This window comes from Chryseobacterium sp. (assembly GCF_019236175.1).
Lineage (GTDB): Bacteria > Bacteroidota > Bacteroidia > Flavobacteriales > Weeksellaceae > Chryseobacterium.
Genome location: NZ_JAFAJM010000002.1, coordinates 1 through 15122 on the forward strand (window position 1 = coordinate 1; position 15122 = coordinate 15122).

Consider the following 15122-nt stretch of genomic DNA (forward strand, 5'->3'; position numbering starts at 1 on the left):
AGCCAGCTTATTGAGCCAGACTGTTTTTATCATGGCAAACCAGCTGATCAAAGGCCTGAGCCTTTACCAAAAGAAATTATTTTGACAAAACAATAAAGTTACATTCAGGATGGATTAAATTCTTTTAATCAGCCTTTCTTTGAAATATATTACTAAATAATACTATATCGAAAAGCCCCGTATTCCAGGGCTTTTTTATTTCTTATTCCTAACCATTCGCCATCTAATTCCCAATGACCATATTTTTCTCCTACCGGTAATAACTCTGCGACCTCACAATCTAGCACATCAGTAATTTGCTTCAATCTACTAAGCGGAGGCTCAATTGTGCCGCTATTATACCTACTCATGGTAGTTATATCTCTACCGCTGAAGGGAAATATATTGCTCCGGAGCAGGATAAACAGGCAGATATCAATATTCAATCTTTTGGGCTATGTAAATTAAAACCTACTTCGGGCGGATATTTACCATGTATTCCTGCACCAATTGCCTGAGAAAAAACAACAGAAAAAGATACCATCAATAGTTATAAAATTCTTACAGAAAATTCATTTTGTCTGTGCGAAACAGATGGGAAAATTGAAATAACTGACACAGGACATAGTAAAATCCATGAAATTTTAAATAATAGATCGGTCTGATTCAATTATTATTTAAGAATTATACATAAGAACAGGGCTATTAATAGAATATTCTTCTTCCGTCAAGTTTTATTGTGTTATTATTGACCATCTTCTTAACAGTTCTGATTACCGTTTCTACACGAAGACCCGTGAGATCAGCAATCTGCTGGCGGGTAAGTTCTACCGGAAAACACTGTTGACAGTCTCCGTCATAATAGCTTTTAAGATAATCCATTAACCCCTGTAAGCGGTGAATAGGATCCTGTGAAGCCATATTGCGTACCATTAAGCTATTATAATACAACCTTTGTGACAGACATGCATTCATTTCAAGAGAGATATCGGGGTGCTTTTCCAGCATTAGCAAAAAGTTATTTTTAGGCATTCTGATGACTTCCGTGGTTTCTAAACTTACAGCATTGGTAGGATAAAGCCTGTCAATAAACAGAAGCGGATCCCCAAAGCTTTGATTTTTCCCTAAAATATTCTGAATAAATTCTTTTCCGTTCTCATTAAAGGTGTTCAGTTTTACCTTACCACTGAGAATCTGAAAATAATAAAGTGAGTGATCACCTTCTTTGAAAATAGTCTCTTTACGGATATATCTGATGTTTTCGCCGCCAAATTCGTGGAGAATAGCCTGGTCGATATTCATACAGCTTATTGTTTTTTTCATGCTTATTATTGGTCTAAAGAATTAGAAATAAGGTTAAAAAATATAGTAGTTCATTTCAATCCTCATGCCATAGTTTTTTTGAGCAGAAAATGTGGTATGAAATACCTATTCATAATACTGTAAAAGTTAGTGTTTTTTGAAATATTGTCAGTATTTTTGAACCCCGAGTACCTATAATTAATTATTGATTTTAACTTCTATGATTTTAATTGTTGATGACAACCCAAGTAACCTGTATTCACTGCAGAAATTACTCGAATCTAAAAATTTCCATGTAGACACGGCAGGTTCCGGTGAAGAAGCTCTTGGTAAAGCACTAAAAAACGATTATGCCTTAATTATTCTGGATGTTCAGATGCCGGATATGGATGGTTTTGAAGTAGCTGAGACACTTGCCGATTACAGTAAAACCAAAGAAGTACCTATTATATTCCTGTCCGCTGTCAATACAGATAAAAAATTTATCACAAGAGGCTATGCTTCCGGTGCTAAAGATTATGTAACGAAACCGGTAGATCCTGAAATCCTTTTGCTGAAGGTGAAAACTTTTTATAATCTCCAGGAACAGAACAGGGCAATGAAAAAAACACAGCAAAATCTGGAACTGGAAGTAAAAGGCAGAAGGGAATCCCAGGTAAGTATGAAATCCCAGCTCGATCATTTTCATCTGATGTTGGAATCTCTTCCCCAGATTGCGTTTACTGCGAATGCCAAAGGAAATATAGACTTCGTAAACGGTAAATGGTATGATTATGCTCATTCCGAACAAAACTTTCCGGAGACCCATGCGGATGATCACAATATTCTGGAAGAGTTTGAAAGGGCCCGAAAAAAGGGGAAATCTTTAGAGTTAGAAGTCAGAATTAAAAATGTACGTTCTCACGATTATCGGTACCATTTGCTTCGGGTTACACCGGTATATGATGAAGGGCAAATTAAAAACTGGGTAGGAACTTTTACGGATATTGACGGGCAGAAAAAGGCTGAAAAGGAAAAAGATGAATTTTTAAGTATTGCCAGTCATGAGCTGAAAACCCCTTTAACCAGTATTAAAGCATATATTCAGTTGCTGGATAGAAAATTGAAATTAGATAAAGACAGTTCCGAAGCAGGATTTGTGGCAAAAGCCCAAAATCAGATTGAAAAACTGAATACCCTGATCACAGACTTGCTGGATGTCTCCAAAATAGAAAACGGTAAATTAAAAATCAACAAAAAACCGGTCAATCTGGAGCAGGTGATCAGCAATGCTATTGATACCATTCTTCAGACTCACGATGAGAATAAAGTGAAAATTGACCGCCATGGCGTCAAACCCGACTTGTTGATTCCGCTGGATGAAATAAGAATTGAACAGGTACTGATTAACTTTCTTACCAATGCTATCAAATATTCACCCCATAATAACCAGGTGATAGTCACTACTTTTGTGGATGATGAAGCACAGGAAGTAAGAGTCAGTGTAACCGATTTTGGAATCGGAATTCCTGATTTTAAACAGGAAGCCGTATTTAAGAAATTTTACCGTGTTGAAGAATCTTCATTACAGTTTCAGGGGATGGGAATCGGATTGTTTATCTGTTCAGAGATTATCAAACAGCACCATGGAACTGTTGGGGTTTCAAGCATTATTAATGAAGGATCTACCTTTTATTTCACGCTACCATTAAATTGATTTTTATGCCGAAAAAAATTATACGAAATCTTCAGATCGGAATAGGGCTGTCACTTTTGATTTTAATAGCCAGTTCAGTTGCTTCTTATTGGAGTATTCAGAATCAGATGAAGCATCGGGAAAGCCTTTCCAAAAGCAGACGCTCTGTTACCGCAGTTAAGGATGTTCTGGTTGCCCTGCTGGATGCCGAAACAGGAAACAGAGGATATCAGCTGACCGGAAGAGAAGATTTTCTTGAACCCTATAAACGAGGAGTCCGGGAATATTCAAAAGCTCTGGTACTTGCTGAATCATTGGGAGTACAGGATCAAAACCAACAGGAAAGACTGGCCGGTCTGAAGACAGCAGTTGATCAGGTGATGAGTAATCTGAACGATCTGGTTGAAAACAGACGCAAAGGTATTGTCATGACCCAGGAGCAGATTATTACCGGTAAAGCATATATGGATGAATGCCGTAAAATCGTAAGAGACTTTGTACAATATGAAGAAAGCCAGGTTGAAATCAAAAATAAGGATTTAACACGCTCTTCCGATACCACCGTTCTTTTCATTCTTTTCTCAGCCATTGCAGCAGTGGTAGTGACTGCATTTTTCTATTTTAAAATGAGGGCAGACCTCATCAGAAGAGATGAGCTCGAGAAAATGCTGAAAGATAAAGATCAGGAAATGACAAAGCGTGTAAGTGCCATTCAGAAGATTGCCAACAGAGTAGCCAATGGGGATTACAGCGAAAAGGCGATTGATAATGCAGAGGATGATCTGGGAGATCTTGTAGACTCTCTGAATCATATGACCGAATCGCTTAAAACTTCTTTTGAAAAAATAAACAAAAGCGACTGGCGCCAAAAAGGGCTGGCTTTACTCAATGAGTCCCTCGTCGGGAATACATCCGTGAAAGAAGTTTCTGATAAAGCTTTGCATCAGCTGATTGAATACGGAAATTGTATCAACGGATCGCTATATCTTTACGATGAGGGTATTTTAAAACTGAATAAAGCATTCGGACTGGAAGCAAACATGAAAAAGATCTTTGAACCGGGAGAAGGAATGGTAGGCCAGACTTTCATTAATGCTAAAACACAGGTGTATAATAACCTCCATGAAGAAGATTTTGTAGTAACCTTTGCAAGCAGTACGATTAAGATCTACGGAATACTACTGATTCCGGTTTTTGCAGACGGACATGCTATAGGCATCCTAGAGTTAGGTTCCACCTCTAACTTTGATGAAGACAGAATCAGCTATTTTGAAGAATGCTCTGTCAATATCGGTATTGCGCTGAACGCTGCCAAAGGAAGAGAGAAAGAACAACAACTATTAGAAGAAACGCAGGCTCAGTCTGAAGAATTACAGGTTCAGCATTCTGAACTTGAAAATCTGAATACAGAGCTGGAAGCACAGACCCAAAAGCTTCAGGCCTCTGAAGAAGAGTTAAAAGTACAACAGGAAGAGCTGATGCAGGCCAACGCAGAACTGGAGGAACGCTCAAGGCTGCTGGAAGAGAAAAACCATCTGATTGCTGAACGTAATACGGAGATTCAGAAGAAAGTAGAGGAACTGGCGTTAAGTACCAAATATAAATCAGAATTTCTGGCCAATATGTCTCATGAACTGCGTACTCCTTTGAATTCAATTCTTCTTTTATCACGACTGATGGCCGAAAATCCGGATGAAAACCTTAATGAAGATCAGGTGGAATCCGCAAAAGTAATTCAGAGCTCAGGAACAAGCTTATTGACCCTGATTGATGAAATTCTTGATCTGGCCAAAATCGAATCCGGTAAAATGACGCTGGAATATCAGGATGTAGTGGTGGAAGAAGTGGTTAAAGATTTAAAGAGCCTTTTCAATCCTGTATTTCAGGAGAAAGCTCTTCAATTTGATATTCAGATCGATTCAGGTGTTCAGAAGGTAATAGAAAGCGACCGCTTGAGAATAGATCAGGTATTGAGAAATTTACTGTCTAATGCCTTAAAGTTTACCACACAGGGAAGCATTGGTTTACATATCAGAAAACATGCTGAGAAATCTGATTTTATTGTGTTTTCTGTAAAAGATACGGGAGTGGGAATTGCTGAAGATAAGCAAAAAATTATTTTTGAAGCATTTCAGCAGGCAGACGGATCTACCAAAAGAAAATTTGGCGGTACAGGTTTAGGTCTGTCCATAAGCAGGGAGATAGCGCGGCTTTTGGGAGGGGAGCTTATTTTAAAAAGTGAACTCAATAAAGGAAGTGAATTCAGCTTTATCATCCCTGTATATGCTGTTACTGAAATAGATCAGAATGAAACAGATCAGAATCTGGTAGAAACCATCCGCGAAGATGTTGAAGAAATTCAGAATATTCTTGAAGACGGAGAATTGGAGTCTTTTCAGCTGAATACCCTGGAAATTCCTGAGGATGTAGCTGATGACAGAGATCAGATCAAAGAAGGAGATAAAGTAATCCTGATTATAGAAGATGATATCAATTTTGCCAAAGCACTTTTAAAGTATGCCCATTTACAGAAATACAAAGGTATTGTAGCGGTAAGGGGAGATCATGGGCTGTCTGCAGCTCAGAAATATCACCCGCACGCCATTTTGCTGGATGTACAGCTGCCTGTAAAAGACGGTTGGGAAGTAATGGATGAGCTGAAATCCCATGCAGATACCAGACACATTCCGGTACATATGATGTCTGTGCTGCATCTTAAAAAAGAAAGCCTACTGAAAGGCGCTGTAGACTTTATCAATAAACCGGTGGCTCTGGATAAAATGACAGACGTGTTCAGAAAAATTGAAGATGCATTAAAGAAAGGACCTCAAAAAGTACTCATTGTTGAAGAAAATGCCAAACACGCCAGCGCATTATCGTATTTCCTGAGTAATTTCAATATTTCGCTGTCTGTAGTTCATAACGTTGAAGACAGCGTAGAAGCCTTAACGTCTGATCTTGTAGACTGTGTCATCCTCGATATCGGAAATTCAAAAGGGAATGAGTATCAGGTAATAGAATCGATAAAGAGCAATGAAGGGCTGGAGAATCTTCCGATCATTATTTTTACAGAACAGAATTTATCGAAAGAAGAAGAACTGAAAATAAAAAAATATGCGGATTCTATTGTGGTTAAAACTGCACATTCTTACCAAAGAATTTTAGATGAAGTAGGTTTATTCTTACATTTGGTGGAAGAAAAAAATAACTCACCTGAAAATAATTCAGGCAGAGTGTTGGGTTCTTTAAAAGAAGTGCTTGAAGGAAAGAAAATACTCATTACCGATGATGATGTACGCAATATTTTTTCTTTAACGAAAGCGTTGGAAAAGTACAAAGCCGAAGTGGTTGTCGCGATGGATGGAAAACATGCCCTTCAGCAAATTCAGGCAAATCCTGAGATTGATGTTGTCTTAATGGATATGATGATGCCGGAAATGGACGGGTATGACACGATAAAGGAAATCAGGAAAATGCCCGCATATAAACGATTACCTATTATAGCCATTACTGCAAAATCAATGATTGGGGAACGTGAAAAATGTATCACTGCGGGAGCTTCAGATTATATCTCAAAACCTGTAGATATTGATCAGCTGTTGTCTCTGCTCCGTGTGTGGTTGTATGAAAGTTAAACAGATAGAATTCTGATGAGTAAGAAAATTTTAATTGTGGATGATGATCCGCGTAATATATTTGCACTGAAACTGACCTTAAAGGCCCGTGGATATACCATCGAAAGCTGTATAATGGCGCAGGAAGCTTTTGAAATTCTGAAATCTGATTCTGAGGTTTCCGTGGTGCTGATGGACATGATGATGCCGGGAATAGATGGTTATGAAGCAGTCCGGACCATAAGAAGGACCCCGGAAATTAAAGACATTCCCGTTATTGCAGTTACTGCACAGGCTATGCCTGAAGATCGTCAGAAATGTATTGAGGCCGGTGCCAATGACTATGTATCCAAGCCAATCGATGTGGATCTTTTAATAAAGGCTATAGAAAAATTATCGTAAATGCTGGAACCGAGTATTGTAAAAGATGAAGAAGTAGAATCTCTCATTAATGATGTTTATGAGATGTACGGTTATGACTTTTCAGGGTATAGCAGGGCTTCTTTTAAACGAAGAGTAAACAGAATATGCCTGCTGGACAGATTTACCAGTTTTGCTGAACTTCGATATACCCTTATGAATGATCCTGAATACTTAAAACGTTTTGTAGAGGAGGTTACGGTAAATGTTACAGAAATGTTTCGCGATCCCGTTTTTTTTAAAGCATTACGGGAAAAAATTTTACCACAGCTCGGTACTTACCCGTTAATCAGAATCTGGATTGCAGGGTGCTCCACAGGTGAAGAGGCGTATTCTATGGCTATTCTGCTCAAAGAAGCAGGTCTTTATCATAAATCCCTGATTTATGGCACAGATCTGAACCCTTCAGTATTGGAAACGGCAAGAGCCGGTGTTTTTCCTTTGCAGCAGATGAAACTTTATTCTGAAAACTATATGCTTTCAGGAGGAATAAAGGATTTTTCCGACTATTATACGGCGAATTATGACAGTGTGAAGTTTGATAAAAGTTTACAGGAAAAGCTTATTTTATCTACTCATAATCTTGTGTCGGACAGTTCGTTTAATAGTTTTCAACTGATTGTTTGCCGCAATGTACTCATCTATTTTGACAGAGAATTGCAGGAAAGAGTTTTCAGGCTTTTTGACAACAGTCTGGAAAACCTGGGTTTTCTCGCATTGGGAGCTAAAGAAACACTGAAATTTTCCACCATAGACAAAAATTACCATCAGGTCGAGGAACAGAAGATCTGGAAAAAACTGGATCACCATTAATTCATTCCCTCATGAAAGCACAAACGAATATAGAACTGATCATTATCGGAGGTTCCGCGGGAAGTTTACAGGTCATTATCGAGATGATCAAAAAGCTGGATGATTCTTTAGCGGTGCCTATTGTACTGGTACTTCACCGTAAAGCTCAATCCGGTAACGTTTTAAAGACTTTATTACAGCAGTTTACCAGAATACCGGTGATAGAAATTGAAGATAAAACCGAAGTTCAGGATAATACCATTTATATTGTTCCTGCAGATTATCATCTGTTATTCGAAAACAGAAAGAATATGTCATTAGACAGTTCGGAAAAAATGAATTATTCCCGCCCTTCTATTGATGTTTCCTTTAGATCCGCAGCGGAAATTTACAGAGAGAATATGATCGGAATTCTTTTGTCCGGTGCTAATGCAGACGGAGTGGAAGGGTTAAGCTATATTAAAAGAAATAACGGGCAAGTGTGGATTCAGGATCCCGAAACAGCAGAAGTAGACTATATGCCCAGACATGCTATAGAAGAAATTGATTATGATTTAGTGATAAAACCTGGTAACTTAGCAGATGGTATCAACCAATTGTAATTGAACCCAATAAAGATAATCTAAATAAAATGAATAAAAAGAGAATTTTAATTTTTGATGATGATACGGCTATTTTAGAAGTAGTTACCATTATATTTGAAGAAAATGGTTATGATGTTAAAATCTCAGAAACATCACACGATATTCTTGAGAAGGTAGCAGAGTATCAGCCGGATGTTATTTTAATGGATAACTGGATTCCTAAAATAGGAGGAGTAGAAGCCACAAAACTTCTTAAAAGCAGCAAGGAATTCAATCATATTCCGGTGATCTATGTCACGGCCAATAACGATATTGTTGCTTTAGCTGCAGAAGCAAGGGCAGATGACTATGTTTCAAAGCCATTCAATCTGGATGATCTGGAGGAAATCGTTGCTAAACATTTGAAAGAACAGGTATAAAAATATCCCGGAACGGATCAGTAAATAAAAATCTCTCAATTTTTTTGAGAGATTTTTATTTAAATTATTCTGTGTTTACTGATTCGATCTGAGTGTTTCCAACACTTTCATCATCTGCTTTTTGTCCAGTACTCCGGTATTTATTTTTTGAATTAAAGACTGCATTAAAAAGTAGAGCTCAGGATTCATAATAATGGTCTCCGAAAAGGTTTTGACCAGTATTAATTTTTTTGACACAATGTTTTGTGCCACAACATATTCATTGCTGAGATTAATATCGATGTTTAATTCCCTTTTTACAGTTAAGCTGAAGTATTCATCAATAAAATTTTTATCTCTTGCCGGATGTATCCGTTCAGTTTCTGTATGATCCATACCGTTATTTTTAGCCTTATTTATTTTGAAACAATTTTTATACCGTATAAATATTAAGTTTATTAATAGTCTTAATGAAATATTTAATAGTATATTTGTGTACTATATTTCAAAAAATAGATTATGGATAAAGTGAATGTTTTCTGGTTCAGAAGAGATCTCAGGCTGGAAGACAATACGGGTCTTCATTATGCTCTTAATTCCGGACTAAAAGTAGTTCCGGTGTTTATCTTTGACACAGAGATCCTGGACCGGCTTCAGGATAAAAGCGACAGAAGGGTAGATTATATTCATCAGGCTTTACAAGAAATTCATAAAGATTTACAGAAATATAACAGTGGAATTTATGTTTATTACGGAGCTCCAAAGGATATTTTTAAAGAAATAGCCCGTGATTTTAGTATTGATACCGTTTTTTGTAACAGGGATTATGAACCGCAAGCCATACAGCGGGATCAGGAGATAGCCGGGATGCTTTCAGAATATCTTATTCGGTTTAAAGATTGTAAAGATCAGGTTATATTTGAAAAAAATGATATTTTAAAAAATGACTCGTCTCCTTATACGGTTTTTACTCCTTATTCTAAAAAATGGAAAGAAAATCTGAAAGAGCTAGAAACGATGTCTGTGAACAGTTCGCATTTTGCAGAATATCAGGGGTCTTCAGAGATTATCCCGCTCAAAGAAATAGGATTTGAAAAAACCGATATCAAATTTCTAAAACCCGTATTAAACAGAGATCTCATAGATTCCTACGGTAAATACCGGGATTTTCCTGCTATGGATCTTACTACCCGTCTTGGAATTGCACTTCGTTTTGGAACCATTTCTGTCAGAAGATGTGTACAATATGCTGTTGAACATAGTGAAACATGGCTTAATGAACTCATCTGGAGAGAATTTTTCATGCAGATTCTGTTTCACTTTCCAAATGTTGTGCATCATTGTTTTAAAAAGAAATACGAACATATTGTCTGGAGAAACAATGAAACAGAATTTAAAGCCTGGTGTGAAGGTAAAACAGGATATCCAATCGTAGATGCCGGAATGAGGCAGCTCAATGAAACCGGATTTATGCACAACAGGGTACGAATGATCACAGCAAGCTTTCTTACCAAGCATTTGCTTATCGACTGGCGTTGGGGAGACGCTTATTTTGCTCAAAAACTGCTGGATTACGATCTGGCAGCCAATAATGGAAACTGGCAGTGGGCTGCAGGTTGTGGCTGTGATGCGGCACCTTATTTCAGAATATTCAATCCTTATGAACAGACGAAAAAATTTGATAAAGACAATCTCTATATCAGGAAGTGGCTTCCGGAAAATTATAAAGAAGAACCCATTATAGAGCATACAAAAGCCAGGGAAAGAGCATTGAAAGCTTATAAGGAAGCATTGGCAGAATAACCTGTAATATCAACTATATTCACTATAAAAATAAAATACATTGGCTAAAAAAGGAATCTTATTGATCAATCTCGGTTCTCCGAGATCAACGGCGGTAGAAGATGTAAAAGAATATCTGGATGAATTTCTGATGGACGAAAAAATAATCGATTATCGATGGTTTTTCCGTGCACTTCTGGTTCGCGGAATTATTTTAAAGACCAGACCGGCGAAATCGGCAGAAGCTTATAAAACGGTCTGGACAGATGAAGGTTCTCCCCTGATTGTAATTACAAAAAAGATACAGCAAAAACTTCAAAACATAGTAGATGTACCTGTTGAGATAGGAATGAGATATGCAGAGCCCGGGATTGAAACGGGAATAAGAAATCTTGTGGAACAAGGTGTTACAGAAATTGTACTTTTTCCATTGTATCCGCAATATGCCATGAGTACTACTGAAACTGTGATTGAAAAAGCAGAAGAAATCAGAAAGAAAAAATTTCCCGATATAAGAATCAATTATATTCAGCCCTTTTATCATCGGGATGTATATACTGACTGTCTTACAGAAAGTATTCGGGAGAAACTTCCTGAAAACTTTGATGCTCTGTTGTTTTCTTACCACGGGATTCCGGAACGGCATATTTATAAAACAGACCCCACCGGAACATGTAATATGAACGATTGCTGTTCCAGAGACAGCAACCCCAGTCATCCGTTTTGTTACCGCCATCAGTGTTTCAATACCACTGAACGGGTCATCGGAAAACTGGGATTACCAAAAGATAAAGTCATTGTTTCTTTCCAGTCAAGACTTGGAAAAGATAAATGGATAGAGCCTTATACAGATCATACATTAGAAACTATTCCTGCTAAAGGAATTAAAAATCTTGCCATTGTTTGTCCGGCATTTGTTTCAGACTGTCTTGAAACGCTGGAAGAGATTTCTGTTGAAGGAAAAGAACAGTTTCTGGAATCAGGTGGTGAAAATTTCACCTATATCCCTTGCCTGAATGATGAAGATCGCTGGATTCAAGTGATCCGGACTTTATGCGAAGAAAAATTAAACCAGTTTTATCTGGCGTAATTTTTTATATAGAGATCCAATTATAATTGAATTGTTGCATCGCTTAACAGCAATGTTTTTATGAAAAAGTATATTTGTAAACTATTTAACTGAAATGAATTATACGCTTATTAAAGATTTTATGGTTTTATTGGAGCAATTTGAAACTGAAACCCGACATGATTCCGATAGTTATCCGGAGACTATTCAGGGTTTTAAATCATGGGTGTCTGATAAAGAACAGCTGGACAAACGGGAAAACATGAATGAGCCGTACTGGGAAGGAAAGGAAAACGGACGAACTCCCGAAAGCGCTATCAACACTTTACTGGTTCATCTTAACCGGTATGCAAAGACCTATTCAAAATCAGCCATTTCAAATTCTGAATTTTCCACCCAGGAAGACTTTATTTATTTAATTAATCTTAAAGCATTCGGACAGATGAGCAAAATGGAGCTTATTAAGAAGAATATTCATGATAAACCGGTGGGAATGCTGATTATAGCCCGTTTGCTTCGTCAGGGCTGGATAGAGCAGGCAGAATCGGATATAGATAAAAGAAGCAAACTTATTCATATTTCAGAATCAGGATTACTGGCATTGGAGCGTCAGATGGAAAGAATCCGTCAGGCTACAAAAATTGTCACCGGAAATCTTACCTATCATGAAAAAATGGATCTTATCCGGATCCTTAATAAACTGGACAGGTTTCATTATCCTATTTTCGCGAGAAATATACAGTCTGATCTTCTGATTTCAACAGTTTCTGAAGAATATCCGCTGGGAAATTGATGCATCATTAAGAATAGCATACCATATTTTGATATCTTAGCCCGCTGATAGGCAGTGTTGGCTTGTAAATTGATACTACAAACTGTATTGAATTTTGATGACTAATGACTAGATCGACTGTAATTTTAATTTTCTTTTTGAGTGGTTTTTTCTTTTTAAATGCGCAGGAGAAGAAAGATTCATTGTATTATAAAATAGAAGAATTTTCAGATAAAAGAAAAGTCACCAAATTTATCCATCGTTTCATATTCCGTAGGGAAGCTGATTCCACTTCAGTAAAGTCCAGAACGAATAAACTCCCTCAGGAAACTTACAATAAAAAATACATCAGAAAGGTGAGAATAGAAACCATTGATCCCTTTGGTTATGATTCCAAAGATCAGAAAGAAAGGCTCAAATGGTATGACTGGCTGGCTGATCATCTTCATTCTACCACAAAAACGTCTACCGTTAATAACTATTTGCTCTTTCAGGAAGGCGAAGAATATAATGCCCAGAAACTCTACGAATCTGAACGTTTGCTGAGAACAATGCCTTTTATAAACAGGGTTAATATCAGCGTTTCCGAAGATCCTTCCACTAAAGACTCTATCGATGTGATCGTAAAGGTTCTTGATTCCTGGAGTCTGAAGCCGAGAATCAGCTATTCAGGAAGTAAAATCGGCTTGGGAATGACTGAAGAGAATGTATTCGGGTTAGGTCATGAACTGAATTTCCTTTACAGAAACGATTCCAAAGAAAAACAAAATTATCTTTTCGGAAGTTATACCGCCTATAATCTGTGGGGTTCTTATATCAATGCTCAGGTTTTAGGGGAAAGGGATTTCCTGAAAAATGAAAGAATCAATTTTAATGTAAGAAGAGATTTTTTCTCACCATTGACGAAATGGGCGGGTGGTTTTACATTCGAATATTTTATGCGGAATGTATTACTTCCTTTAGAAACGGAAACCGCTTTTCCTGAAGTTCAGATCAAGGTATACAGTCAGGACTTATGGGGTGGCTATCAGATTCCTGTTTCATCGGATCCCAATGAAAAAATCTCCAGTAATATTGCAGTGATAGGACGATTCCAGAATTATCAGTACAAAGACAGTCCGGGAATCGACCAGTTTCAGTATTTTAATTCTTACAGTAGTTTTCTGATGTCTGTCGGGTTTATCCGGAGGAACTTTTCCATTCAGAGAAATATTTTTCAATATGATTTACCAGAGGATATTGCATACGGGAATTCAGTGAATTTTACAGCGGGAGCTTTATCCAGGAGCAATGATGTAAAACCTTATTTGGGAATTTCTACGTCTTATGGTACTTTTACAAAGTTAGGGTATTTCAATCTGAAAGCTGAATTTGGAAGATTTTTTAATGAAGATGATCAGAATCGTGAATCTTTTCGCCTGGACGGAACTTATTTTACCAATCTTATGGACTGGAAATTCGCCAGAGCCAGACATTTTTTTTCTCCAACATTAGCATTAGGAAACCCCCAACATAATTATTCTTATAAAGACAGGATTAATCTTTCTTCTCCGGACGAATTTCCTGTTTATAACTCAGACTATATAGGAACTAAAAAGCTTGTTCTGAGATATCAGTTACAGCTTTTTATTAATAAAACCTGGAAAAACTTCCATTTCAGTCCGTACTTAACAATGGCTGTCGGCTGGCTGGGAATGCCTGATGAACAGCTTCTGAAAACAAAAACAAATACGAAAATAGGAGTTGGTGTATTAATTAATAATCCATTTCTGGTTTTCAACAGGATTCAGATTTCTTTTATGTATTATCCCCGCGTTCCTTTCGATAATAATTCGGTTTTTGATTTCAACAGTAATAGGAATAATCTTTTACCAATGAATAGTTTTGCAACGGATATTCCGCATTTTGTCAACTTTGGAAACTAATACGAAACATCCATATTACATTAAATGAACTCCCACCCGGAGGTTAGATTGGGTAAGAAGTGCACGGTTGTCAATCAATAAAAACAAAAAAGGGATATCCATCTATATCTGCCTATTGTAAAGCCTGGAATTTTCATAAATTCCAGGCTTTACTGTTTCTTATTGCTCTTAGATTATAGGTTTCCTGTCTGAAGAGGGATATTAATTAAGGTCATAATTGGCAATGACCAGACTCAGAATAAAATGAACATAGTCCTGGTCAGCATCTTTTCTGTTGATCAGTTTGTTTTTATATTCATAGGAGCTCAGCCTTTTTGATAATCCGTGATAGGTTTCAAAAGTATCGCCTTTAATTTTTACCCTTGTATTACCATCTCTTCTCGGAATAAGCTGATCATCTAAAGTTCTTACTTTAAATAAAGCTTCACATAGCGTTAGACGGGATTTTGCCGATCCGATATATCTTTCCACTATATTAATCTTGAACGAATCAAATAGGATTGTATTAAAAACAATTTTAGAGTTGGGCTCTTGAGTATTGAGTTCAAGCTTATAGTTCATTATTTTAAATTTTGGTAAAGATAAGTTTAATTATTCCAAATAGTGGTACCATTTTAATAGATCATGCCCATTATAATGATTGAGGTGATGGGAAATCACACGCTACAAAGATACATTTTTTTAGATAAAATATTGAAATTTAGTCTTCTTTGTTCGTCAAAATAAATTGAAAAAAATGTAGTTTTTCTTTGAAAAAAAATGATGTACGTTCTAAAATTATCAGCTTATAAATGAGCGATCAAGGAAAAG

14 protein-coding genes are annotated in these 15122 nt (G+C 37.0%); 11 read left to right on the forward strand and 3 right to left on the reverse strand.

The genetic code is table 11. The features are described from left to right. Positions 1-296: 296 nt before the first annotated feature. Positions 297-497 (forward strand): hypothetical protein, encoded by a 201-nt coding sequence (locus JO178_RS01095; protein WP_291930529.1) that lies wholly within the window; start codon positions 297-299, stop codon positions 495-497. 187 nt (positions 498-684) lie between these two features. Here the strand turns inward: JO178_RS01095 and JO178_RS01100 are convergent, their stop codons facing one another. Continuing rightward, positions 685-1302: a Crp/Fnr family transcriptional regulator gene (locus JO178_RS01100; RefSeq protein ID WP_291930531.1), complete on the reverse strand. Its 618-nt coding sequence runs from the start codon at positions 1300-1302 to the stop codon at positions 685-687. Between the two features lie 199 nt (positions 1303-1501). Between JO178_RS01100 and JO178_RS01105 the strand changes: the two genes are divergently transcribed. From JO178_RS01105 to JO178_RS01130, 6 genes are read left to right on the forward strand one after another with little or no spacing between them, the layout of a single operon-like run. Beyond that, positions 1502-2977: a response regulator gene (locus JO178_RS01105; protein WP_291930533.1), complete on the forward strand. Its 1476-nt coding sequence runs from the start codon at positions 1502-1504 to the stop codon at positions 2975-2977. A 5-nt stretch (positions 2978-2982) separates the two neighbouring features. After that, a complete protein-coding gene (locus JO178_RS01110) occupies positions 2983-6591 on the forward strand; it encodes a response regulator (protein WP_291930535.1) in 3609 nt (1202 codons plus the stop codon). A 15-nt stretch (positions 6592-6606) separates the two neighbouring features. Further along, on the forward strand, positions 6607-6972 hold the full coding sequence (locus JO178_RS01115; RefSeq protein WP_291930537.1) for a response regulator: 366 nt from the start codon (positions 6607-6609) through the stop codon (positions 6970-6972). After that, positions 6973-7803 carry a protein-glutamate O-methyltransferase CheR gene (locus tag JO178_RS01120; protein ID WP_291930539.1) on the forward strand — a complete coding sequence of 277 codons (831 nt, stop codon included), beginning with the start codon at positions 6973-6975 and terminating at the stop codon, positions 7801-7803. An 11-nt stretch (positions 7804-7814) separates the two neighbouring features. Next, positions 7815-8384 (forward strand): chemotaxis protein CheB, encoded by a 570-nt coding sequence (locus JO178_RS01125; RefSeq protein ID WP_291930541.1) that lies wholly within the window; start codon positions 7815-7817, stop codon positions 8382-8384. A gap of 29 nt (positions 8385-8413) precedes the next feature. Further along, a complete protein-coding gene (locus tag JO178_RS01130) occupies positions 8414-8785 on the forward strand; it encodes a response regulator (RefSeq protein WP_291930543.1) in 372 nt (123 codons plus the stop codon). A gap of 75 nt (positions 8786-8860) precedes the next feature. Here JO178_RS01130 and JO178_RS01135 read toward each other — a convergent pair whose 3' ends face one another. Further along, positions 8861-9160 (reverse strand): hypothetical protein, encoded by a 300-nt coding sequence (locus tag JO178_RS01135; RefSeq protein ID WP_291930545.1) that lies wholly within the window; start codon positions 9158-9160, stop codon positions 8861-8863. 123 nt (positions 9161-9283) lie between these two features. On the opposite strand from JO178_RS01135, the gene JO178_RS01140 reads away from it, so the two are divergent. The 4 genes from JO178_RS01140 (at position 9284) to JO178_RS01155 (ending at position 14312) form a co-directional block, all read left to right on the forward strand. Next, positions 9284-10567 (forward strand): deoxyribodipyrimidine photo-lyase, encoded by a 1284-nt coding sequence (locus JO178_RS01140; RefSeq protein WP_291930547.1) that lies wholly within the window; start codon positions 9284-9286, stop codon positions 10565-10567. Positions 10568-10607: 40 nt separating this feature from the next. Next, the gene (gene hemH, locus JO178_RS01145) at positions 10608-11636 is read left to right on the forward strand and encodes a ferrochelatase (protein ID WP_291930549.1); all 1029 of its coding nucleotides are present in this window, start codon (positions 10608-10610) and stop codon (positions 11634-11636) included. 94 nt (positions 11637-11730) lie between these two features. Continuing rightward, positions 11731-12408, forward strand: coding sequence for a MarR family transcriptional regulator (locus tag JO178_RS01150; protein ID WP_291930551.1), 678 nt, complete (start codon positions 11731-11733; stop codon positions 12406-12408). A gap of 104 nt (positions 12409-12512) precedes the next feature. After that, complete coding sequence (locus JO178_RS01155) at positions 12513-14312, forward strand: hypothetical protein (protein ID WP_291930553.1); 1800 nt, start codon at positions 12513-12515, stop codon at positions 14310-14312. Positions 14313-14513: 201 nt separating this feature from the next. On the opposite strand, the gene JO178_RS01160 is transcribed toward JO178_RS01155, so the two are convergent. Beyond that, positions 14514-14873: a prevent-host-death protein gene (locus JO178_RS01160; protein ID WP_291930555.1), complete on the reverse strand. Its 360-nt coding sequence runs from the start codon at positions 14871-14873 to the stop codon at positions 14514-14516. Positions 14874-15122: the final 249 nt, after the last annotated feature.

What these genes read in the sequence shown, in the direction of transcription:
- JO178_RS01100 (WP_291930531.1), bottom strand. Translation starts at nt 1,302, where the DNA reads ATGAAAAAAACAATAAGCTGTATGAATATCGACCAGGCTATTCTCCAC.
- JO178_RS01105 (WP_291930533.1), top strand. Translation starts at nt 1,502, where the DNA reads ATGATTTTAATTGTTGATGACAACCCAAGTAACCTGTATTCACTGCAG.
- JO178_RS01110 (WP_291930535.1), top strand. Translation starts at nt 2,983, where the DNA reads ATGCCGAAAAAAATTATACGAAATCTTCAGATCGGAATAGGGCTGTCA.
- JO178_RS01115 (WP_291930537.1), top strand. Translation starts at nt 6,607, where the DNA reads ATGAGTAAGAAAATTTTAATTGTGGATGATGATCCGCGTAATATATTT.
- JO178_RS01120 (WP_291930539.1), top strand. Translation starts at nt 6,973, where the DNA reads ATGCTGGAACCGAGTATTGTAAAAGATGAAGAAGTAGAATCTCTCATT.
- JO178_RS01125 (WP_291930541.1), top strand. Translation starts at nt 7,815, where the DNA reads ATGAAAGCACAAACGAATATAGAACTGATCATTATCGGAGGTTCCGCG.
- JO178_RS01130 (WP_291930543.1), top strand. Translation starts at nt 8,414, where the DNA reads ATGAATAAAAAGAGAATTTTAATTTTTGATGATGATACGGCTATTTTA.
- JO178_RS01135 (WP_291930545.1), bottom strand. Translation starts at nt 9,160, where the DNA reads ATGGATCATACAGAAACTGAACGGATACATCCGGCAAGAGATAAAAAT.
- JO178_RS01140 (WP_291930547.1), top strand. Translation starts at nt 9,284, where the DNA reads ATGGATAAAGTGAATGTTTTCTGGTTCAGAAGAGATCTCAGGCTGGAA.
- JO178_RS01150 (WP_291930551.1), top strand. Translation starts at nt 11,731, where the DNA reads ATGAATTATACGCTTATTAAAGATTTTATGGTTTTATTGGAGCAATTT.
- JO178_RS01155 (WP_291930553.1), top strand. Translation starts at nt 12,513, where the DNA reads ATGACTAGATCGACTGTAATTTTAATTTTCTTTTTGAGTGGTTTTTTC.
- JO178_RS01160 (WP_291930555.1), bottom strand. Translation starts at nt 14,873, where the DNA reads ATGAACTATAAGCTTGAACTCAATACTCAAGAGCCCAACTCTAAAATT.